Raw genomic sequence first — 19,700 nt, forward strand, 5'->3', positions numbered from 1 at the left:
GAGCCATGCTCGGCGAGCGCAGCGGGAAGGGGATGAGCGTGACGACCAACGGTCGTCACCCACCAAGGGTAGCGCCGAGCCATGCTCGGCGAGCGCAGCGGGAAGCGGAGCAGCATGACGGCCAGCGGCCGTCACTACCGGGGTCAACCCTTCGGGGTCAGCTTCAGCAGCTTGCCGTTCTTGCCGTCTTCCAGGACCCACACCGCGCCATCGGGGCCCTGTTCGACTTCGCGGATGCGTGCGCCCATGTCGAAGCGTTCGGCTTCGCGCGCGCTGTCGCCGTCGAAGCTCACCCGTACCAGCGCCTGCGATGACAGGCCGCCGATGAAGCCGCTGCCCTTCCACTGCGGGAACAGGTCGCCGCTGTAGATGATGAAGCCGGCCGGCGAAATCACCGGGTTCCAGGTCACCTTGGGCGCGGCGAATTCGGGACGGGTGGAATGGTCGGGTATCGACCGACCATCGTAATGATCGCCATTGGAGACGATCGGGTAGCCGTAGTTCCCGCCGCGGGTGATCAGGTTCAACTCATCGCCGCCAGCCGGGCCCATCTCGTGTACCCACAGCTTGTTGTTGGCATCGAAGGCGATGCCCAGCATGTTGCGGTGGCCCAGCGACCATACCTGCGCAGCCACGCCACCCTGCGAAGCGAACGGATTGTCGGCTGGCACCGAGCCATCGTCGTTCAGGCGGATCAGTTTGCCCAGGTTGCTGGCCATGTCCTGGGCCGGGTCGAACTTCTGCCGCTCGCTGGAGGTGATCCACAACTTGCCGTCGGGACCGAAGGCGATGCGGTGGCCGTAGTGGCCGTTGCCGCTGACTTTCGCGTCCTGCCGCCAGATCACTGAAAGATCCTGCAGCGCGCCGGCGCCATCGGCATCGAGCACCAGCTTTGCGCGCGCCACGGCAGCGCCGCGGGTGTTGTTGCTGCCTTCTTCGGCGTAGCTCAGGTACACCAGCTGATTGCTGGCAAAGTCCGGGTGCAGCACCACGTCACCGAAACCACCCTGGCCGCCGTAGGCAACCTTCGGCCCGCCGGCGATTTCATGTTTGGCTCTGCTGGTGAGGTCCAGGTGCTGCAATCTGCCGGCCTTCTCGGTGACCAGCACACTGCCGTCGGGCAGGAAGGTCATCGCCCAGGGCTCGTCGAAGGTGGCGAACTCGGTGGAGTTGAACGCGCTGAAGGATTTCTGCGCCGGAGCGGCGGCGGCGGGCGCGGCAGCCTCTGGACTGGCGGCGCCGCACGCAGTGGTGGCAAGCATCGGGGTCAGGCCGATGGCCAGGGTGAGAAGCAACTTACGGGTCATGGGTATCTCCAGGCGGGGATGCGGATGGCCAACCCCCTCTGTATACCATTGCGACCGTGCATGTCGCAGCGTCCCCCCTGGATGAGGGGACGCTGCAGCATGGGCAAGGATCAGATGCCGCGCGTCGGACCCTTGTCCAGCCGCGGATCGGCGAGCAGCGCATCTTCCCAGCCGCGCTTGACGGCATGCTGTGCCTGCAGCCATTCCAGGCGGCTCTCGCCGCGTTCGGCAGCCCAGCGCGTCTGCAGCTCGCGCTCCACTTCCTCGTAAGCGCGGATCACATCCTGCGCACGCGACTGGTGCCCCAGCCGGTACGCCGGTTCATAGTCCTCGAAGGACGAGCTGGCGTCGTAGTAGGGCTCGCTCGGGTAACGTTCGCGCCAGTAATCGGCGAACGCATCACGCTGTACACCGTCTTCGGGCACGCGGCCGGGGATCTGGTAATCAGGGCTCATTCGTCGGCTCCGTGTCGTCGTTGTTCGAGGTTCCATCATGACGAGCTGCCGGTTAACGGCCCGGGCCCAGCGCGTGAGCGCAGCGTAGAGCCGACACTACGGCGGCGAGCGCTCCATCAACCGTCCTTGCGCGGGAACAGGTAGATCACCGCGCCCACCGCGAATGCGGCCAGCGCGGCCAGGATGTTGGCCCAGCTGGCGCTGGCAAACAGCGCCAGACACAGCACCAGCGCCAGCACCGGGATCAGCGGGCCGCCGGGCAGCTTCAATGCGCCTGGGCGGTCGGCATAGCGCTTGGCCAACACCAGCACCGCGGCAGCGGTGCCGATGTAAGCGAACAGCCGGGTGGTCATCGACAGCAGCGCCAACTGCACGAACGAACCACTCAGCGCCAGCAGCAGCGAGATGATCCCCTGGCACAGGATCGCTGCGGCCGGGGTGCGGAAGCGGGGGTGCACGTGTGCCAGCACTTTCGGGCCGTAGCCATCGGCGGCCAGTGCGTACAGGAAGCGGGGGCCCATCATCATCGTGTTGCTGTTGGTGCCCAGGATGGAGATCGTCGCGCCCACGGTGAGGATCAGCGCCAGCGCCTCGCCGCCGAAGCCTGCGGCGGCATCGGCCAGTGGCGTGGCCGAGCCGGCCAGGCTGGGCAGGGTGCCCTGCGCCACGATCTGTACCGCAGCGTAGATCACGGTGACGGTGATGATCATGGTGATCAGCGCGAACGGGATGTCACGCCGTGGATTGCGGTACTCGCCCGCCGCGGCCGGGATGTTCTCGAAGCCGGCGTAGGCATACAGCAGCAACAACGCCGCCTCGCCCATGCGCTGCAGGTCATGCGGGTCCGGACGCTGCCCGGAGAAGGCCAGGTGCGGATCGATGTACAACGCGCCGATGGCCACGAACAGCAGCAGCGGCACCAGCTTGCCGATCACCAGCACCACGCCGGTACGCGCCGCCGAGCGCACGCCGATGATGTTCACACCGGTCAGGAAGGCGAGCGACAACACGATCACTGCGATCCGCCCGCCGCCGCTGCCGGCCAGCGGCCAGAAGCGCGCCACCGCATCGGCCAGCGCGTTGCTCAGTGCCGCTGCCGAACTGATGCGGGTCAGCCAGATCATCCAGCCGATCTCGAACCCGGCGAAGCGGCCGAATGCCTCGCGGGCATACAGGTAGCTGCCGCCGGGTTCGTCGAAGTAACTGGCGGCCTGCGCGTAGCACAGCACCAGCAGCGCGACCACGATGCCGGCAGCAAGCACGCCCCACAGGCTGAAGGGGCCAAGCAGCATCACCGTCGCGGCCGGCAGCAGGTAGATCCCGCTGCCGATCACATCGTTGATGGACAGGCCGACGATCTGCCAGCGGCTGACCGCACGCTGCAGGCTGGGCGTGGGTTGGGTGTCCGGTGCGCTCACGGCGTGGGGCCGTGGGCGGCGGCCAGGGCCGGCAGCTGCCATGCCTGCTGCAGGCGCGCGTACTCGGCGCGTGGCAGCAGCACGAACAACGGGCCTTGGCGCGGATCCAGCCAGGCCAGCAGCTGCTGCATGTGCGCGGCGGTCATCGCGGTGCAGCCGGCGGTGGCCTCACCTTCCCTGCGCCACAGGTGGGCGAAGATGCAGCTGCCCTGGCCCGGCACATTGCGCGGATTGTGGTTGATGACGAAGCCCTGCTGGTAGCGCACATCGCCCTTGTTGTGCAGGTCCAGCCGCATCGGTTCGGTAGAGCCCTCCACCGCCTCCGCACCGACCCGTTCGGCATCGACGATGCGGTTGTAGTACGGCGAATCCGGTATGTCCATGCAGTAGCTGCTTTCCTGCATCGGCTGCCACGGCAAGGCGGTGTCGGCTTGCGCGGCGTAGCCGAACGCGGTGCCCAGCGCGAACACCCCGGCCGGGCTGCGGCCATCGCCTTCGCGCTTGCGCGGGCCGCCGATGGCCTGGACCGGGGCGCGTGCCGCAGCTGCATCGGTGGGTGACTCGGCGGCGTCGGTGGGTGACGCGGTCGCATCGGTGGGTGACGACCGTTGGTCGTCACGGGTGCTGGCCGAAGAGCGTGACGACCAACGGTCGTCACCCACCGAAGCGGCATCACCCACCGAAGCGGCATCACCCGCCGAAGCGGCATCACCCACCGAAGCGGCATCATCCACCGAAGCGGCATCACCCACCGAGGCGGCATTACCCACCGAAGCGGCATCACCCACCGAAGCGGCATCACCCACCGAAGCGGCATCTGCGGCGACAGCCGGATGCAGGCCGATGCCCCAGGCGCTGCCGCTGCGGCCCAGGGCGACGTCGAACGCGGTGCCTTCCGGCTTCCAGCCACGGTCGGTGCGGGTGAACGCCTGCAGGCGTCCGTGCGTGCTGTCCCAGCCTTCACTGGTGACCACCACCACCTGCCCGGCACCGTCCAGCGGGCTGGCCGCCCACACCGGACCGGCCAGCGACAGGGCTGCAACGGCAAGGCAACGCAACAGCGACTTCATGGGCGGCTCCGGTCAGGTATCCAGCAGGTGTTCGATGCGTTCCAGGTTCACCGCCAGTTGGCGGTTGCGATCCGGGTTGACGTCGCACAACAGCACGAAAACAAAATCCAGCAGGGACTGCAAGGAAGCACGGTACAGCACCTGCGCCATGTGCGGCGCACGGTCCTCGGCGCATACCGCCAGCGCGGCATCGGCATGCGCGCGCAGCGGGTTGGCGGTGTGGCGGGTAATGGAGACCACCTTGCCGCCGAGGTCCTGGAACTGCCGCGACAGCATCGACAGCTGTGGCAGCTTGCCGAACTCGGAGAACACCAGCATCACGTCACCGGGGCGTGCGGCAGACAGGTTGGCCAGCATCAGGATCGGGTCTGCATGGTGCACCACCAGCATGCCCAGCAGGGACAGCCGCATCGCGAACTCGCGCGCGTACAGGCCATCGTCGCCCAGCCCGTAAACGAACAGCTTCGGCGCAGCATCGACCAGAGCGACAATCCGCTCCACGTCGGCCTGCGGATTGGCCGCACGCGTTTCGTCTTCGGCAGCTGCCTTGCTGGCCTGCAGGGCCTGGGCAATGTGCAGGTAACCATCCCGCCCTTCGGCGACCGCAGGCGCTGAGGACGGTGCGGCGCCGCTGCGCGCCACGTCCTGGCCGATGGAGAATTTCAGGTCCGGATAGCCTTTGAAACCCAGCTTCTGCGCGAACTTGACCACGCTGGACTGGCTGATACCCAGCGCGCTGGCCAACTGCTGGGACGAGTAATCGCGCAGCAGGTGGGCGTTTTCAAGGATGAAATCGGCGATGCGGCGCTCGATCGCCGACATCTGTCCGCGCTCGGCGCGGATCTTCAGCAGCGGCGGCATGCAGCAGCATCCGGCATGCGTGGTAGCGCCGAAGGCAGCGGCAGGAGCCGCTGCCACCGTCGCTTGCGACGGCCCGCAGGGTGCCGGTCAGGACGACCGGCATAGCCATGCTTGGCGGACGCGCGGGTGGCACTCAAGCGAGCATCTCCAGCCCACGCACCTCGGTGATGCCCAGCCCCGGCGCATCGCTGATGCTGATTTCCGATTCGTTGAACGTCACCCCCCCGCTGACCGGGTCGAACTGACCCAGCGACGGCCCATCCAGGTCCACCTTGGTGATCACATCGCTCTTGGCAACGGCCAGATGCACGGCCGCGGCCACGCTGATGCTGGATTCGATCATGCAGCCGATCATGCACGGCACGCCATGGATGGCGGCGATGTCAGCGATGCGGATCGCATTGGACAGCCCGCCGGTCTTCATCAGTTTGATGTTGACGATGTCCGCGGCGCGCTGCTGGATCAGGTCGATCACCTGGCTGGGATTGAACACGCTTTCATCGGCCATCACCGGCGTGTTGACCCGGTCGGTGACGTACTTCAGGCCGGCGATGTCGGCGGCCTTGACCGGCTGCTCCAGCAGCTCCAGCACCACCCCGGCCTCCTCCAGCGCACGCATCGCATGCACCGCCTGCTTGGCGGTCCAGCCCTGGTTGGCGTCCAGCCGCAGCAGCGCGCGGCCTTCCACCGCCGCGTGGATGGCCTTGACCCGTTCGATGTCCAGGCCGATGTCCTTGCCGACCTTGATCTTCAGCGACTCGAATCCGCGGTCCAGCGCGGACAGCGAATCGGCCACCATTTTGTCGATGTAGTCCACGCTGATGGTGATGTCGGTGGTGATCACCGGATCGCCGCCGCCCAGCATCTGGTACAGCGGTGCGCCGTGCAGCTGCGCCCACAGGTCGTACAGGGCGATTTCCACCGCCGCCTTGGCGCTGCTGTTGCGCTCCATCGAGGACTGCACCAGCCCGCACAGTCGGTTGAGGTTGGCCACGTCCTGGCCGACCAGCCGCGGTTTGATGAAGTGGCGGATCGCTTCGATGATCGATCCGTGCGTATCGCCGGTGATCACCGCAGTCGCAGCCGCCTCGCCGTAGCCGGTGTGGCCGGTGTCGGTGCGGACCATCACCACCACGTCCTCGACGGTGTCGACGGTGCGCAGCGCGGTCTTGAACGGGGTCTTCAAGGGCACGCGCAGCATGCCCAGTTCGATATCGGTGATCTTCATCAAGGCGTCCGGGGCGTGCGCTGCGGGCGGACCCGCTGGATGTTGGTGATGCGGTCGATGTAGCGCAGGTCATCGCTGGCCATCATCGGCTCCAGCGGAGTGACCGACACGCCGTTGAGGTGCGCCTGGATGCGGGCGCCGCCCTCACCTTTCCAGCTGCCTCCGGCGGTGTCATGGATCACCCAGGTGCGGCCGTCTACATGGCCGATGGCCATCATCACGTGGCCCGGAATGTAGACCAGGTCGCCCACCTGCAACTCAGCCACGGCGCGGTCGCGGCGGGCGGCGGTGTCCTTGTCGGTGAAGGCGATGCGGTCCAGCGCCGGGCTGATGCCCTGCGCGCTGGTATTGCGCGGCAGGAGCACCCCGGCACTGCGGTAGATCTCCGAAACGAAGCCGCTGCAGTCGCGGGTGTCGTAGTCGTGGCCCCAACCGTAGCGCTCGCCAAGGAACTTGTAGGCCTGGGTCAGCAGGGTGCGCGGGGTCAGCGGCAGATAATCGGCGCTGCTGTCCTGCGAACGCGGCAACAGCGCCGGCACCAGCTTCAGCGCACCATCGGCTTCGCGCACGGGCAGCTGCACCACCCAGCTGGCATGCGCCTGCTGGCCGTTGACCGCCTGTGCCGGCGACCACTGCGCCAGCACCGGCAGGCGCACGCCCATGTCCAGTTGCAGGCGCGAAACGCGGGGCTCTTCGGGCGTGAACGCGGTATGCGCCACCGCCCCGGTGATCACCCGGTACGGACCCGTCGCGCCGTAACCCAGCACCGTCTGCTTGGAACCGGTGGCCACGTACTGCGCTTCGATCCACGCGCTGTAGCGCTCGCTGTGCACGAACAGCCATGCCCCGTCGGCGCTGCGGTGGACCACCGCGACCTTGTCGCCGGGGAACAGCGCAGATTCCTGGAAACGGTCGATATCGGCGTTTTCGGGGCTGCTGAAAACACGCTGCCGGGTCGGGAAGGTGCGCAGCGCCGCGCGATGCACCACCAGCCCGTACTGCGGCGTGGTGGCGGCGGGCAGTGCGTCCAATGCCAGGTTGGCTTCGATATCGGCGCGCTGGCCGGCGGGGATCGCGGTGCCGTGGGCGTCGTACAGCGTCCGCGTCGGCCAGCGCGACAGCGCGGTGATCGATTCGCGCAGCGCAGCGGCGGGCAGCGATGCGGGCAATGCCGCGATGTCCTGGATGTGCGGGTCTTCGGCGCGCATGCGCGAGTTCTGTACGGCGATCTGCGCGCGGTCCAGGATCAGCGCATCGGCATCAGGCAGCCGCGCGACCCAGTACTGCGGCGTCAGGTAGGCCTCGTGCAGGCCGATGACATAGGGCAGGGCGGGGCCGGGATCCGGCGTGGCTGCCGGCGCGCGCGTGAGCGCCGACGCCGCGCTGCTGCCGAAGGCAAGGCACACGGCCAGCATCAGGGCAGTGCGTGTGGGGCGGGAAGCCAGGATCATGCGGCGATTACCCTCATTGAAAGCTGTTGGAATAGTTATTCCTTTCGTCGCGGAACGCAAGAATAAATTATTGACCGGGTATCCCCCGCGTGTTACACAGCTGTTACCACCTGCGCTGGGGAAGTGTCGCTGTGGATACCGTCGTTCGCAAACTGTTGCTGCCCGCTGCTGCCTGCCTGTGCGCGGCGGTGGCGTGGGCGCAGCCGGCAGCGGATGCGGGCACGCCGATACCCGGTTCGGTGTCCGATGACGCGGTCATTGCAATGATCGACCAAGGGCGATTCGCCGAAGCGGGCACCCATCTGGACGCTTGGCTCGCAGGCGATCCGGGCGCGGCACGCCAAGCAGCATCCGTCTTCCAGAAGGAGCGCATGCGGCGCATCCGCCTGGACTTCAGCCTTGATGAAACCGCGGCCAAGGAAAAACTGCGCCACTGGATCCCCGACCTGCGCGATGACGAGTTCGCGCGCTGGGACGCGCAGGGACTGTTGGAGCATCTGGATATCGATGGCGAGCGGCGGTACTTCAACCGTGCGCCGTCCAACCTGTTCCGGCTCAGCAGCGAAGCCCGCGCACGCCGCCGTGCCGATGCCCCGATGCCGGCCGATGGCCCGTACGAAATGCTGACGCCGTACCACGCGCAGGTAGTGGCCGCCGCCGAACGCAGTGGCAAGGATTCGGTGCTGCCACAACGCGTGGAGGTCACCCAGTCGCTGGTGGTGAAGGCTGATGCGGTGCCGGCCGGCGAAACCGTGCGTGCCTGGATTCCCTACCCGCGCGAGATTCCCGGCCAGCAGGAGCAGCTGCAGTGGATCGGCAGTTCACCGTCCGGCGCGCAGCTGGCCCCGGCCAGCACGCTGCAGCGCACGGCCTATCTGGAAGCGCCGGCCGTGGCCGGGCAGCCGACCCGTTTCCAGATCCGCTATGCCCTGACCATCAGCGCCCGCCATACCGCGATTGATCCCGCCGCAGTGCAGCCCACGCCCGACGAGCCAGCGCTGGCACCGTACCTGGCCGAGCAGCCACCGCATGTGCGCTTCAGCCCGGCACTGCGCGCGTTTTCCGAACGGGTGCTGCAGGGTGAGAGGCGGCCGTATGAAGTGGTGCGGCGGCTGTTCAATGCGGTCGACCAGATTCCCTGGGCCGGCGCGCGCGAATATTCCACGATCAGCAACATCAGCGAGTACGCGCTGCAGGCCGGCCACGCCGACTGCGGCCAGCAGACCCTGCTGCTGATCACCCTGCTGCGCATGAACGGCATTCCCGCACGCTGGCAGTCCGGCCGCGTGTTCTCTGACAACGCGATCGGCTACAGCAACCTGCATGACTGGGGCGCGGTGTATCTGGCGCCCTACGGCTGGCTGCCGATGGACGTCACCACCGGCGCGCTGGACAGCGATCAGCCAGCACTGCGCGACTTCTATCTCGGTGGCATCGACGGCTACCGGATCGCCTTCAACGATGATTCCGGCCAGGCCTTCGTGCCGGCCAAACAGCACTTCCGCTCGGAAACGGTGGACTCGCAGCGCGGCGAGGCCGAGTGGGCAGGCGGCAACCTGTATTTCGACCAGTGGGACGACCGGTTCCAGTGGACGGTACGGCCTGCAGGCGGCAAACCCAGCGCGACACCCTAGTCAACCACACCGTTCAATTTCTGCAGGAGAGAGCAGGGGATGAAGGCAATCAGCATCAAGCGGGCGGCGTTGACCGTCGCCCTGGGCGCGTGCCTGGGCATGATCGTGCCCAGCGTCGCAACGGCACAGAACGTTTCCGGCGCGGTCGCCGGTCGGGCCACCGCCGGTGACCTGGTCACCGTGGTCAACCGCGGTACCGGGCTGACCCGCTCGGCCACTGCCGGCAGCGATGGCAGCTATCGGCTCGGCCAGCTGCCGGTCGGTGACTACACCCTGCAGCTGAGCCGCGACGGTGCCGCCCTCGGCGAGCCGGTCAGCGTCAGCGTGGCCGTCGGTGGCACCACCACGGTGAACCTGGCCAGCGGCGGCGGGGTGGTCAACCTGGATGCGCTGCAGGTGGTTGGTTCGCGGGTGATCAACCGGGTGGACGTGTATTCCACCGAGACCTCCTTCAACGTCAACCGCCAGGAAATCTCGCGGCTGCCGGTGGCGCAGGACCTGTCCGCGGTGGCCCTGCTGGCACCGGGCGTGGTGGGCGGCAATTCCTCGTTCGGCGGGCTGTCTTTCGCCGGCTCGTCGGTGGCCGAGAACGCGGTCTACATCAACGGCCTCAACGTCACCGACATGTACACCCGGCGTGGCTTCTCCAGCGCACCGTTCGGCTTCTTCCAGGAATTCCAGGTCAAGACCGGCGGTTATTCAGTGGAGTTCGGCCGCTCCACCGGCGGTGTGATCAACGCCGTCACCCGCTCGGGCAGCAACGAGTTCGAAGGCGGTGCGGAAGTCACCTTCGAACCGAATGCCTGGCGCTCGGCCGCCCGCGATCATTTCCACCGCGATGGCTCGCCGCACTCCTACGCCAGCACCGACGCCACCTCGTTCACCAAGACCAACGTCTGGGGTTCCGGTGCGCTGGTGAAGGACAAGCTGTTCCTTTTCGCGATGTATGAAAAGCGCGATACAGACGGCAACAACACCTCTTCAGATGGCCGCACCTGGTTCGACAACACCGGCGACGATGATTTCTGGGGGGCAAAGCTGGACTGGAACATCACCGACAACCACACCCTGGAACTGCTGGCATTCTCCGACGAAACCGAAACCACCCAGGCCTCGTCCGGTTACAACTGGGACACGCAGACCCTGGGCCAGTGGGGCGGTGACACGCTGACCGATGGCGGCGGCAAGAACTGGTCGGCAACCTATACCGGCCGCTTCGGCGAAAGCTTCACCGCCAAGGCGATGGTCGGCCAGAACAACCAGCGTGCATTCTCCAACTCCACGCTGGACCTGTACTGCGATGCCGTGTTCACCGATGCCACCTACGCGCCGTACCTGGGCCAGTTGAACGGCCTGCGCGCCGGCTGCCATCCCACCGGCACCGCCATCGCCGAACGCGACGACACCCGCGATGCCGCGCGCCTGGACTTCGAATGGGCGCTCGGAAGGCACCTGCTGCGCTTTGGCGTGGATCGCGAACTGATGACCACCGATCAGTCCACGCGCTATCCGGGGCCGAGCCAGATGACCTACACCGCGTACGCGGCACGGCCCGGCGATGAAGTCTGGGACGGCGCCAACGCCTACGTACCGGCGGGGGTCAACCAGATGCTGCGCGCGCGCAACCGCGTGTCGGGCGGCAACTTCGAAACCGAAGCAAACGCCTTCTACCTGGAAGACATCTGGAACATCACCTCTACCCTGATGTTGAACCTGGGCGTGCGCTGGGACCGCTTCGAAAACCGCACCGCCGATGGCGATGCCTTCATCAAGATGGACGACCTGATCGCCCCGCGCGTGGGCTTTGCCTGGGACATCAAGGGCGACGGCAGCACCAAGCTGTTCGGCAATGCGGGCCGCTACTACCTGCCGGTGACCAACAACATCAACGTCAACTTCGCCGGTGGGCTCACCGACGAATACAGCTACTACGTGCTCAACGGCTGGCAGCAGCAGAGCAATCCGGTCACCGGTGCGCCGTACATGGCGCCGGTCATCGGCCAGCAGGTCGGTCCCACCGATACCCGCATGAACACCGGCGCGGCCGATCTGCGGCAGAGCGTGGACAAGGACCTGAAGGCGGTGTACCAGGACGAGTACATCCTCGGCTTCCAGACCATGATCAACCAGGCCTGGTCGTGGGGCGTCAACGGCACCTACCGCCGGATGACGCGCGCGCTGGACGACATGCGCTTGAACCATACGCCGTGCGGCCCGACCGGCAGCACGCTGTGGCCGATCGCCAATCCCGGCGAAAGCCTGACCATCTGGGGCGATTCCAGCATCGGCTGCGCCGAGGAAGGCTGGATCACCATCGACACCGCCAACAGCGGCTACCGCAAGGGCGGCAGCGGCGAAGTGGTGGGCTACTCCAAGCCCAAGCGCACCTACAAGGCGCTGGAGTTCCAGCTGGACCGCGCGTGGGACGAGAAGTGGATGTTCAACGCGTCCTACCTGTGGTCCAAGAGCGAGGGCAATTTCGAAGGCCCGGTGAACTCGGACACCAACTACGGCGATACCGGCATGGTCCAGCACTGGGACCACCCTTCCAACAACGAGCGCTACGGCGCGCTGTTCAACGACTTCCGCCACCAGTTCAAGTTCCGCGCGGCCTATGCGTTGAACGAGCAGTGGTCGTTCGGCAGCACGCTGCAGGTGCAGTCTGGTGGCCCGGTCACCGCCTTCGGCGTGATGTGGCCAGGCGACACCGTGGCCGGCGGCAGCACCTCCAGCGAGGGCAGCGGTGGCGGCACCGGCTGGCTGTGCGTGGCCAACTGCACCGGCACCTACGACCAGCGCGTGTTCGAGCCCACCGCCCGCGGTGCGTTCGGGAACCTGCCGTGGACGTGGACCATGGGCGCCAACGTCACCTGGCGCCTGCCGGTGGATGGCATCGACCTGAGCGCGCGACTGTCGGTCTACAACCTGTTCAACAACCAGACCGTGATCAACGTGCACCAGCGCTACGAAAGCCAACCGGGTGTCTATCGCGAAGCCACGTTCAAAACCGGCACCCGCTGGCAGGCACCGCGCTACGCACAACTGGTGGTGGCCTGGAACTTCTGACCCGGTAGTGACGGCCGCAGGCCGTCACGCTGTTGCTCTGGTGGGTGACGACCGTTGGTCGTCACGCTGTTGCCCTGGTGGGTGACGACCGTTGGTCGTCACGCTGTTGCCCTGGTGGGTGACGACCGTTGGTCGTCACGCTGTTGCCCCGGTGGGTGACGACCGCTGGTCGTCACGCTGTTGCTGTTCCCGCTGCGCTCGCCGAGCATTGCTATGCCGGTCGTCCTGACCGGCACCTCCCCACGTTCAAAGGTTGATCGCCATGTACGCGCCCCTGCTGCTGTTCGCCCTGGCCGCGTCCCCGTTCGATGCCATGCTCGAACGCACGGTGCAGCGCGAGCAGTTGCCCGGCATCGCCATGGGCGTGGTGGAAGACGGCAAAGTGGTTTACCGCCGCGCCGAGGGCAGCCGCGGCGACACCCCGGACGCGCGCATCGACGACGAAACCCTGTTCAAGATCGCCTCCAACAGCAAGGCAATGACCGCCGCCCTGCTCGCCCGCCTGGTGGAACAGGGAAAGCTGCGCTGGGATGACCCGGTCCGCCGCCACCTGCCTTCGTTCACCATGTTCGACCCCTGGGTGGGCGAACAGATGCAGGTACGCGACCTGCTGATCCACAACAGCGGACTCGGCCTGGGTGCCGGCGACCTGATGCTGTGGCCTGAGCCAAACCACTTCACCCGCGCCGACATCATTGCCGGGCTGGCGCACCTCAAGCCGGTCACCAGCTTCCGCAGCGGCTATGCCTACGACAACCTGATGTACGTGGTGGCCGGCGAAGTGGCGGCGGCGGCAGGCGGAAAGCCGTACGACCAGCTGATGCGCGAACAGGTGTTCATCCCGCTCGGGTTGTCGCGCTGCCAGGTAGGCGAATGGTCCACCGTAGCGGTCGGCAACATCGCCCAGCCTCACGTGCGCCGGGAGGGACACAACGTGGTTGTTGCCGCGGACGGCGATACCAGCCCGGATTCACCGTCGATGGCAGCCGGCGGCATCCGCTGTTCATTGAACGACATGCTGCGCTGGATGCAGGTGCTGCTGGATCCGTCGCGTGCGCCGGGCTGGCTGGACACCGAGCAGCGCCGGCAACTGTGGACGCTGCAGATGCCGATGCCCCTGGGCGAGCGCCAACGGCGCTGGGACAACGCGCACTTCGCCGGCTACGGCTACGGCTGGCGCCTGTCCGACCTGGACGGGCAATGGAAGGTGGCCCATACCGGCACGCTGTCCGGCATGTACTCCTCGCTGGCGCTGCTGCCGGAGCGCAGGATCGGTGTGGTGCTGCTGATCAACGGGGAAGGCGAAGACGCACGCACCGCGCTGATGCAGGCTGCGTTGAAATACTACACCGCCCCCGGCGGCACCCAGGGTGTCGATGGCTGGCTGGACGAACTCGCGCAGGCACGCGCGCCATCACCGACAGAGGCCGGTCCGCTGCGGGATACCCGTACCACAGCGCCCGCGCCGGCAACCGCGCTGGTGGCCCTGCAGGGCCGCTACCGCGACCCGTGGCTGGGCGAGGCCTCGCTTTGCCCGGTGCAGGGCCGGCTGCGTTTCAGCGTGGACAAATCGCCGCGCCTGCAGGCCGACGTGCTGCAGGAAGGGGCGCGCTGGGTGTTGCGCTGGGATACGCTGGAACCAGCCGCCCAGGCGTGGCTGCAGCCCACTGCTGCAGCCGTACCTACGCTGGACCTGCGCGCCATCGACCCGGATATCGACTTCAGCTATGACTACCAGGACCTGCACTTCACTCGTACTGGCGATTGCCCTGGCAACGAGCGCGCGCGCCGCTGAAGCGCCCACCGTTTCGCCCGCGCGCAGCGCTGCCGAAGCCGGGCTGGTGGAGATCCGCACGCTGTCGCCCGGCATCGCGCTGGATGTCCGCTATGCCACTGCCAACAACTTCACCGGCCGCCCGGTGCCCGGCTACGCGGCACCTGCCTGCTATCTGCTGCCGCCGGCAGCCAGCGCGCTGGCCAGGGTGGAACGCACGCTGCGCAGCCAGGGCCATGCGTTGCAGGTGCATGACTGCTACCGCCCGGTGCGTTCGGTGCAGGCCTTCGTGGCATGGGCACGGGATCCACACGAAACCTCGCGCAAGGCCACCCAGTACCCGGACGTGGACAAGTCCCGACTGTTCGCCGAAGGCTACATCGCCGAGCGCTCCGGCCACAGCCGCGCGGCCACCGTGGACGTGGGCCTGATGCAGTGCGAGGCCGGTCGCTGCACGCCGCTGGACATGGGCACCGACTTCGACTTCTTCGGCACGCGTGCGCATACCGCTGCCGATGGGCTCACCCCGTTGCAGCAGGCCAACCGGCAGCGCCTTTTGCAGGCGATGGCCGCCGCAGGCTTCGTCAACTATCCGCAGGAATGGTGGCATTACACGTTCCAGCCCGAGCCGGATCCGCACACCGCCTACGACGTGCCGGTGGACTGATTCGCGCGGGGTGCCCGGCCTTTACACTGTGGCCATGAACCTTCCTCTCCATTTCGGCCTGCTGGGCACCCTGGAAGCGGCTGGCATCGCCCTTCTGGTCGGCCTGCTGGTGTATTTCCTGTTCCATCATCTCGCCCGCGCGCTGCGCTGGGCGCACGGCCACGCACTGGGCTGGGCCAGTGGGATCGCGGTGGTCATCTCCGCCGGCATCGACATGTGGAAGCTGTTCTACATGGGCATCGTGCGGATGGAATCGCCGTTCTACGCGCGTCTCTATCTTTCCACCATCCACGATCCCAACGAACTGGGCAGCCGGGTCGTGCTGGAGATCATCGGCGCGTTGTCCGGTGTCGCGCTTGGATGGCTTTTGTTCAGTTCGCGGTCAGCGGCGGAGCAAGGCCGCGCGGACTGATTTTCGTTTGGGTAGGGTTAAAATCCAGCTCGCTGAATGGGCCCCTTACGTTGCGCTCACCGGCTTCTAACCAAGCCGGTAGCCGATGGCCGCCGTGGAGTGGTTAATGCCGCGTGTGAGGGCCGCTTGCGCCCCAAATTGTGTTCATCTGCACGCTGCCAACGTAGGCCCCGTACGGAATACATGGCCGTGCAACATCACATCCAAGGAGACCACCCAATGACTCTTCGTAACCGCAAGCCGCTGATCGCCCTCCTCGTTGCCGCCGGCAGTGTGTTCACCCTTCCGGCCATGGCGCAGAGCGCCGCACAGGATCAGGCCGCTGCTGCACAGGCGCAGGCGGTGCAGGCACAGCAGGCTGCAGCTGCGGCCGGCAACCAGGCTGCTGAAGCTGGCAACGCGGCAGACCAGGCCACGCATGCTGCTGGCCAAGCTGCAGCGCAGGCCAACGGCGGCGGCGGCCAGACCTGGGCCAGCATCGATACCGATGGCAACGGCACCATCAGCAAGACCGAGGCACAGGTCAATGCCGGCTTGGCGCAGGTGTTCGACCAGGCCGATACCAACAAGGACGGCGAGCTGTCCGCCGATGAGTACAAGGCCTTCGTGCAGGCCCAGCAGGGCGCCGCCGGCGCACAGGGAAACTGAGTTCCGCGATGGTGGCGCGGTAGCGCCGAGGCATGCTCGGCGAGCGCACCGCGCGGCACCATCAGAAGCCGCCGAGCATGGCTCGGCGCTACCGTAGGTGCAGCACCCAGGGCGGACCACGCAGGCCAGTGCGTGGGCCGCCCTGTTATTCTTCACGCATGAAGATATCCACGCCCGGGCGCGGCAGCGCCATCGGCCTGGTTGGTTTTGACGGTGACGATACGCTGTGGAAGAGCGAGGATTACTACCGCAAGGCCGAACAGGATTACCTCGACCTGCTCTCGCACTACATCGACGTGCACGACACCCGCACGGCCCGGCATCTGCTGGACGTGCAGCGGCGCAACCTTGCGGTGTTCGGGTACGGCGTCAAGGCAATGACCCTGTCGATGATCGAAGCGGCCATCGAGATCACCGACAGCCGGGTCAGCGCGAAGCACATCCAGCGCATGCTGGACATCGGTCACCAGACCCTGCGCCACCCGGTGGAGCTGATCGACGGTGTGCGCGAATCGGTCGCGAAGATCGCCGAGGATCATCCGGTGGTGCTCATCACCAAGGGTGACCTGTTCCATCAGGAAGCCAAGATCAAGGTCGCCCAGCTGCACGACCTGTTCCCCCGCATCGAAATCGTGTCGGAGAAGGATCCGGAAACCTACGCGCGCGTGCTGGCCGAGTTCGATCTGCCGATCAACCAGTTCGTGATGGTCGGCAACTCGCTGCGCTCGGACATCGAACCGGTGGTGACGCTGGGCGGTTGGGGCGTGCATACCCCGTATGCCGTTACCTGGGCCCACGAAACAGAACATGGCGTGGCCGATGACGAGCCGCGCATGGTCACCGCCGATACGGCGTGGGACTGGCCGGCTGCGCTGCAGGCCATCGAAACCAAGGCGGCGGCCGCGCGCGGTGCGTGACCTGACACGACGGCCCCGCTGCGTCACAATCCCGGCATGAACCGCCTGCTGACAACGCTGCTGTTGCTGTCCCTGCTGCTGGTGCCTGCGATCGCGCCGGCCCAGCAGACGGCGGAGAAATCAGCCACCTACGCGGTGGATACCGGTGATGCGTGGATCGATACCTGGCTGGCGGACATCAACCACTACGCGGAGCGCTATCCGGACAGTTTCCTGGACGAGGTGGCGCGCTACAGCGGCGTGGATCGCGGCTATATCGCCGCGCTGGTCAACAACCACGGCTGGCATGCCGCCGATGTGTACTTCGCCTGTTTCTGGGCGAAGGCCATCAAGGTCAGCTGCCGCGAGGTGGTGAGGGCGTTCAGCGCGCACCGCGAAGGCGGCTGGCAAGCGGCCGTGGAGGCCTTGCCGGTGCCGCCGGACAACCTGCACAAGCGCGCGCTGCGCCACGCCATCGTGGCCAGTTACCGGCATTGGGATCGGCCGATCACGTTGGATGCCACGCTGCGCCGCCAGCTGGGCGCGGAGCAGTAGCGCCGAAGGGGCCGGCGGGAGTCGCTGCCTCAGCCGCTACCAAAGCGGGCAGGGCCCGGCGACAATGCCAGCCAACGCATGTTCCGTGTTCCTTGCTGGGTATCCCATGAGCGCTGCTGAATTCGTTTCGCCCGATGCCATCCGCCGCCTGTTCGCCCAGGCGATGTCCCGCATGTACCGCAGCGAAGTGCCGCTGTACGGCGACCTGGTCGACCTGGTCGCGCAGATCAACGCGCAGGTGCTGGCCGAAGACACCGCACTTGCCGAGCAACTGCAGCGCAACGACGGCCGCGGCCGGCTGGATGAAGAGCGCCACGGCGCTATCCGTGTCGGCACCGCTGAAGAACTGTCGACCCTGCGCCGCCTGTTCGCGGTGATGGGCATGTATCCGGTCGCCTACTACGACCTCAGCGTGGCCGGTGTGCCGGTGCATTCCACCGCGTTCCGCCCGATCGACGCAGCGGCGCTGGCCGCCAATCCGTTCCGCGTGTTCACCTCGCTGCTGCGGCTGGAACTGATCGAAGATGAGGCACTGCGTGCCCAGGCGGCAGACATCCTGTCCAAGCGCCGCATCTTCACCGATGACGCGCTGGCGCTGATCGACCAGGCCGAGCGGGAAGGGGGGCTGCAGGCAACCGCTGCCGAGCACTTCGTCGCCCAGGCGCTGGAAACCTTCCGCTGGCACAGCGATGCCACGGTGGCGCTGGACACCTACCACGCGCTGGGCAATGCGCACCGGCTGATCGCCGACGTGGTCAGCTTCCGTGGTCCGCACATCAACCATCTCACCCCGCGCACGCTGGACATCGATGCGGCGCAGGCGGCGATGATCGAACGCGGCATGGCCGCCAAGGCGGTCATCGAAGGCCCGCCACGCCGCGCCTGCCCGATCCTGCTGCGGCAGACCAGCTTCAAGGCGCTGGAAGAGGCCGTGCATTTCCCCAAGGACGGCGGCGGCGATGCCGGTACCCACACCGCGCGCTTCGGCGAGATCGAGCAGCGCGGCCTGGCGCTGACCCCGAAAGGCCGCGCGTTGTACGACCAGTTGCTGGCGCAGGCACGCGAAACCGAAGGGGCCGGCAGCACCGGCGGCGACTATGGCCAGCGCTTGCAAGCGGCCTTCGCCGGCTTCCCGGACGACGATGCCACGCTGCGCAGCGAAGGGCTTGGCTACTACCGTTACCAGCTCACCGACGCCGGCCGTGCAGCGCAGCCGCGCGTGGCCGAACTGCCGGCCGAAGTGCTGATCGCCGAAGGACTGGCCACCGCCGATCCGATCATCTACGAAGACTTCCTGCCGGTCAGCGCGGCGGGCATCTTCCAGTCCAACCTGGGCGGCGGCGAACAGCGCGCATATGCAGCGCATGCCAACCGCGAAGCATTTGAAGCCGCACTGGGTGCGCGGGTGCACGACGAGTTCGCGTTGTACGAACAGCTGCAGCAGGACTCACTGGTCGCGCTGCGGAGTTGAGCCTGGCGCTGGGTCGCCCGCTGCGGCGGGCGGGGCGGGTGCAGCAAGCAGCGCCAGCCGGACCTCGGTGCACAGCGCGCTGCCATCATCCAGTGCATAGGCGAGGTGGGTCGGCCGCAGTGGAGTGTGGCCGACAAGTGCACGCAGGTTCGGGTCTGAGGTATAGGCAGCCAACGCGCCCCACTGCCAGTTCAGCCAACCGCTCAGTGCCCGACGTACCTGGTCTGCATTCACGGCTGTGCGTAGCGCAGATTCGCAGGCGATGGACCGCTGCAGGAAGCCATAGGTTCCCGGCAGGACCACCTTGCAGGCGCGTACCGCTTCGTGCAGCCTGGTCAATGCGGTCTGATAGCCGGCATAGCTGGGCGGCTCCGGGAAAGCCGCCAGCCTGTAAGTGTTGCAGGCATCTGCGCGCGGATTGACCGGGCCCGCAGGCGAGTCGATGCGACGGTCATCAGCCAGCGCCAGCGTCAGCCGCTGCAGCAGCAGGGCGCGATGCGTGGCGCACGGCTGCTGCGATGTGATCTGCAGACATCTATCGATGGTGGCAGGCGCACCTCGCTGCATGCAGCGCAGGCGGAGTGAATCGAGGAGGCTGCTGCTCCCCGCCGGGCCGGTGCTCGCCGTGGAGGCGGGCGCATTGCGCGGCTCCACCTGGGCAAACGCAGAGCGTCGGGGGGCATCGGTTACCGTCGCCGGCGGGGCAATCGGCAGCGCGGGGAGCGGCGAAGTGGAGAGCGAGACAGGCATAAGGGCATTACGCCCCCGGACCGGCCCGGTTGCTTCC

General features: G+C 66.9%; 16 protein-coding genes and 2 pseudogenes. 9 read left to right on the forward strand and 9 right to left on the reverse strand.

From position 1 onward, the window contains the following. Positions 1 to 143 precede the first annotated feature (143 nt). The 8 genes and pseudogenes from CXG43_RS03315 to CXG43_RS03345 all read right to left on the reverse strand — a co-directional run bounded on the left by CXG43_RS03315 (position 144) and on the right by CXG43_RS03345 (position 7,790). On the reverse strand, positions 144 to 1,307 hold the full coding sequence (locus CXG43_RS03315) for a PQQ-dependent sugar dehydrogenase (protein WP_101098669.1): 1,164 nt from the start codon (positions 1,305 to 1,307) through the stop codon (positions 144 to 146). A 110-nt stretch (positions 1,308 to 1,417) separates the two neighbouring features. Continuing rightward, positions 1,418 to 1,762, reverse strand: a complete 345-nt coding sequence (locus CXG43_RS03320) for a hypothetical protein (protein WP_101098670.1) — start codon at positions 1,760 to 1,762, stop codon at positions 1,418 to 1,420. A gap of 116 nt (positions 1,763 to 1,878) precedes the next feature. Then, positions 1,879 to 3,180 (reverse strand): APC family permease, encoded by a 1,302-nt coding sequence (locus CXG43_RS03325; RefSeq protein WP_101098692.1) that lies wholly within the window; start codon positions 3,178 to 3,180, stop codon positions 1,879 to 1,881. Continuing rightward, positions 3,177 to 3,692, reverse strand: a pseudogene (locus tag CXG43_RS03330) (hypothetical protein); the annotation flags it as partial. The pseudogene CXG43_RS03330 and the gene CXG43_RS03325, both read right to left, overlap by 4 nt. A gap of 309 nt (positions 3,693 to 4,001) precedes the next feature. Next, a pseudogene (locus CXG43_RS19390) lies at positions 4,002 to 4,250 on the reverse strand (hypothetical protein); the annotation flags it as partial. Between the two features lie 12 nt (positions 4,251 to 4,262). Then, the gene (locus CXG43_RS03335; RefSeq protein WP_101098671.1) at positions 4,263 to 5,111 is read right to left on the reverse strand and encodes a MurR/RpiR family transcriptional regulator; all 849 of its coding nucleotides are present in this window, start codon (positions 5,109 to 5,111) and stop codon (positions 4,263 to 4,265) included. A gap of 133 nt (positions 5,112 to 5,244) precedes the next feature. After that, positions 5,245 to 6,339, reverse strand: a complete 1,095-nt coding sequence (locus CXG43_RS03340) for a dipeptide epimerase (protein WP_101098693.1) — start codon at positions 6,337 to 6,339, stop codon at positions 5,245 to 5,247. After that, a complete protein-coding gene (locus tag CXG43_RS03345; protein WP_101098672.1) occupies positions 6,339 to 7,790 on the reverse strand; it encodes an SH3 domain-containing protein in 1,452 nt (483 codons plus the stop codon). Before CXG43_RS03345 ends, CXG43_RS03340 begins: the two co-directional genes overlap by 1 nt. Positions 7,791 to 7,921: 131 nt before the next feature. On the opposite strand from CXG43_RS03345, the gene CXG43_RS03350 reads away from it, so the two are divergent. From CXG43_RS03350 to CXG43_RS03390, 9 genes are all read left to right on the forward strand, one after another. Further along, the gene (locus tag CXG43_RS03350; protein ID WP_101098673.1) at positions 7,922 to 9,424 is read left to right on the forward strand and encodes a transglutaminase-like domain-containing protein; all 1,503 of its coding nucleotides are present in this window, start codon (positions 7,922 to 7,924) and stop codon (positions 9,422 to 9,424) included. Between the two features lie 39 nt (positions 9,425 to 9,463). Next, positions 9,464 to 12,490 carry a TonB-dependent receptor gene (locus tag CXG43_RS03355; protein WP_101098674.1) on the forward strand — a complete coding sequence of 1,009 codons (3,027 nt, stop codon included), beginning with the start codon at positions 9,464 to 9,466 and terminating at the stop codon, positions 12,488 to 12,490. Between the two features lie 262 nt (positions 12,491 to 12,752). Then, complete coding sequence (locus CXG43_RS03360) at positions 12,753 to 14,285, forward strand: serine hydrolase (protein ID WP_101098675.1); 1,533 nt, start codon at positions 12,753 to 12,755, stop codon at positions 14,283 to 14,285. After that, entirely contained in the window at positions 14,218 to 14,931 is a 714-nt protein-coding gene (locus CXG43_RS03365; protein WP_101098676.1) for a M15 family metallopeptidase, read from the forward strand. Before CXG43_RS03360 ends, CXG43_RS03365 begins: the two co-directional genes overlap by 68 nt. A gap of 34 nt (positions 14,932 to 14,965) precedes the next feature. Beyond that, positions 14,966 to 15,343 (forward strand): hypothetical protein, encoded by a 378-nt coding sequence (locus CXG43_RS03370; protein WP_101098677.1) that lies wholly within the window; start codon positions 14,966 to 14,968, stop codon positions 15,341 to 15,343. Positions 15,344 to 15,562: 219 nt separating this feature from the next. Continuing rightward, positions 15,563 to 15,991: an EF-hand domain-containing protein gene (locus CXG43_RS03375; RefSeq protein ID WP_101098678.1), complete on the forward strand. Its 429-nt coding sequence runs from the start codon at positions 15,563 to 15,565 to the stop codon at positions 15,989 to 15,991. Between the two features lie 158 nt (positions 15,992 to 16,149). Further along, on the forward strand, positions 16,150 to 16,908 hold the full coding sequence (locus tag CXG43_RS03380) for an HAD family hydrolase (protein ID WP_101098679.1): 759 nt from the start codon (positions 16,150 to 16,152) through the stop codon (positions 16,906 to 16,908). Positions 16,909 to 16,944: 36 nt separating this feature from the next. Continuing rightward, positions 16,945 to 17,442, forward strand: coding sequence for a hypothetical protein (locus CXG43_RS03385; protein ID WP_101098680.1), 498 nt, complete (start codon positions 16,945 to 16,947; stop codon positions 17,440 to 17,442). Between the two features lie 106 nt (positions 17,443 to 17,548). Next, positions 17,549 to 18,913, forward strand: coding sequence for a VOC family protein (locus tag CXG43_RS03390; protein ID WP_101098681.1), 1,365 nt, complete (start codon positions 17,549 to 17,551; stop codon positions 18,911 to 18,913). Here the strand turns inward: CXG43_RS03390 and CXG43_RS03395 are convergent. Then, positions 18,890 to 19,663 carry a hypothetical protein gene (locus CXG43_RS03395; protein WP_157824985.1) on the reverse strand — a complete coding sequence of 258 codons (774 nt, stop codon included), beginning with the start codon at positions 19,661 to 19,663 and terminating at the stop codon, positions 18,890 to 18,892. The two genes, CXG43_RS03390 and CXG43_RS03395, sit on opposite strands and share 24 nt — an antisense overlap. Positions 19,664 to 19,700: the final 37 nt, after the last annotated feature.

This window comes from Stenotrophomonas sp. Bg11-02 (genome assembly GCF_002836635.1).
Taxonomy (GTDB): Bacteria; Pseudomonadota; Gammaproteobacteria; order Xanthomonadales; family Xanthomonadaceae; genus Stenotrophomonas; species Stenotrophomonas lacuserhaii.

Bases quoted from the DNA above. Each gene is read 5' to 3' on its own strand.
- CXG43_RS03355 (WP_101098674.1), top strand. From the start codon at position 9,464: ATGAAGGCAATCAGCATCAAGCGGGCGGCGTTGACCGTCGCCCTGGGC.
- CXG43_RS03385 (WP_101098680.1), top strand. From the start codon at position 16,945: ATGAACCGCCTGCTGACAACGCTGCTGTTGCTGTCCCTGCTGCTGGTG.
- CXG43_RS03395 (WP_157824985.1), bottom strand. From the start codon at position 19,663: ATGCCTGTCTCGCTCTCCACTTCGCCGCTCCCCGCGCTGCCGATTGCC.
- CXG43_RS03370 (WP_101098677.1), top strand. From the start codon at position 14,966: ATGAACCTTCCTCTCCATTTCGGCCTGCTGGGCACCCTGGAAGCGGCT.
- CXG43_RS03380 (WP_101098679.1), top strand. From the start codon at position 16,150: ATGAAGATATCCACGCCCGGGCGCGGCAGCGCCATCGGCCTGGTTGGT.
- CXG43_RS03345 (WP_101098672.1), bottom strand. From the start codon at position 7,790: ATGATCCTGGCTTCCCGCCCCACACGCACTGCCCTGATGCTGGCCGTG.
- CXG43_RS03320 (WP_101098670.1), bottom strand. From the start codon at position 1,762: ATGAGCCCTGATTACCAGATCCCCGGCCGCGTGCCCGAAGACGGTGTA.
- CXG43_RS03335 (WP_101098671.1), bottom strand. From the start codon at position 5,111: ATGCCGCCGCTGCTGAAGATCCGCGCCGAGCGCGGACAGATGTCGGCG.
- CXG43_RS03365 (WP_101098676.1), top strand. From the start codon at position 14,218: ATGACTACCAGGACCTGCACTTCACTCGTACTGGCGATTGCCCTGGCA.
- CXG43_RS03390 (WP_101098681.1), top strand. From the start codon at position 17,549: ATGAGCGCTGCTGAATTCGTTTCGCCCGATGCCATCCGCCGCCTGTTC.
- CXG43_RS03340 (WP_101098693.1), bottom strand. From the start codon at position 6,339: ATGAAGATCACCGATATCGAACTGGGCATGCTGCGCGTGCCCTTGAAG.
- CXG43_RS03375 (WP_101098678.1), top strand. From the start codon at position 15,563: ATGACTCTTCGTAACCGCAAGCCGCTGATCGCCCTCCTCGTTGCCGCC.
- CXG43_RS03360 (WP_101098675.1), top strand. From the start codon at position 12,753: ATGTACGCGCCCCTGCTGCTGTTCGCCCTGGCCGCGTCCCCGTTCGAT.
- CXG43_RS03315 (WP_101098669.1), bottom strand. From the start codon at position 1,307: ATGACCCGTAAGTTGCTTCTCACCCTGGCCATCGGCCTGACCCCGATG.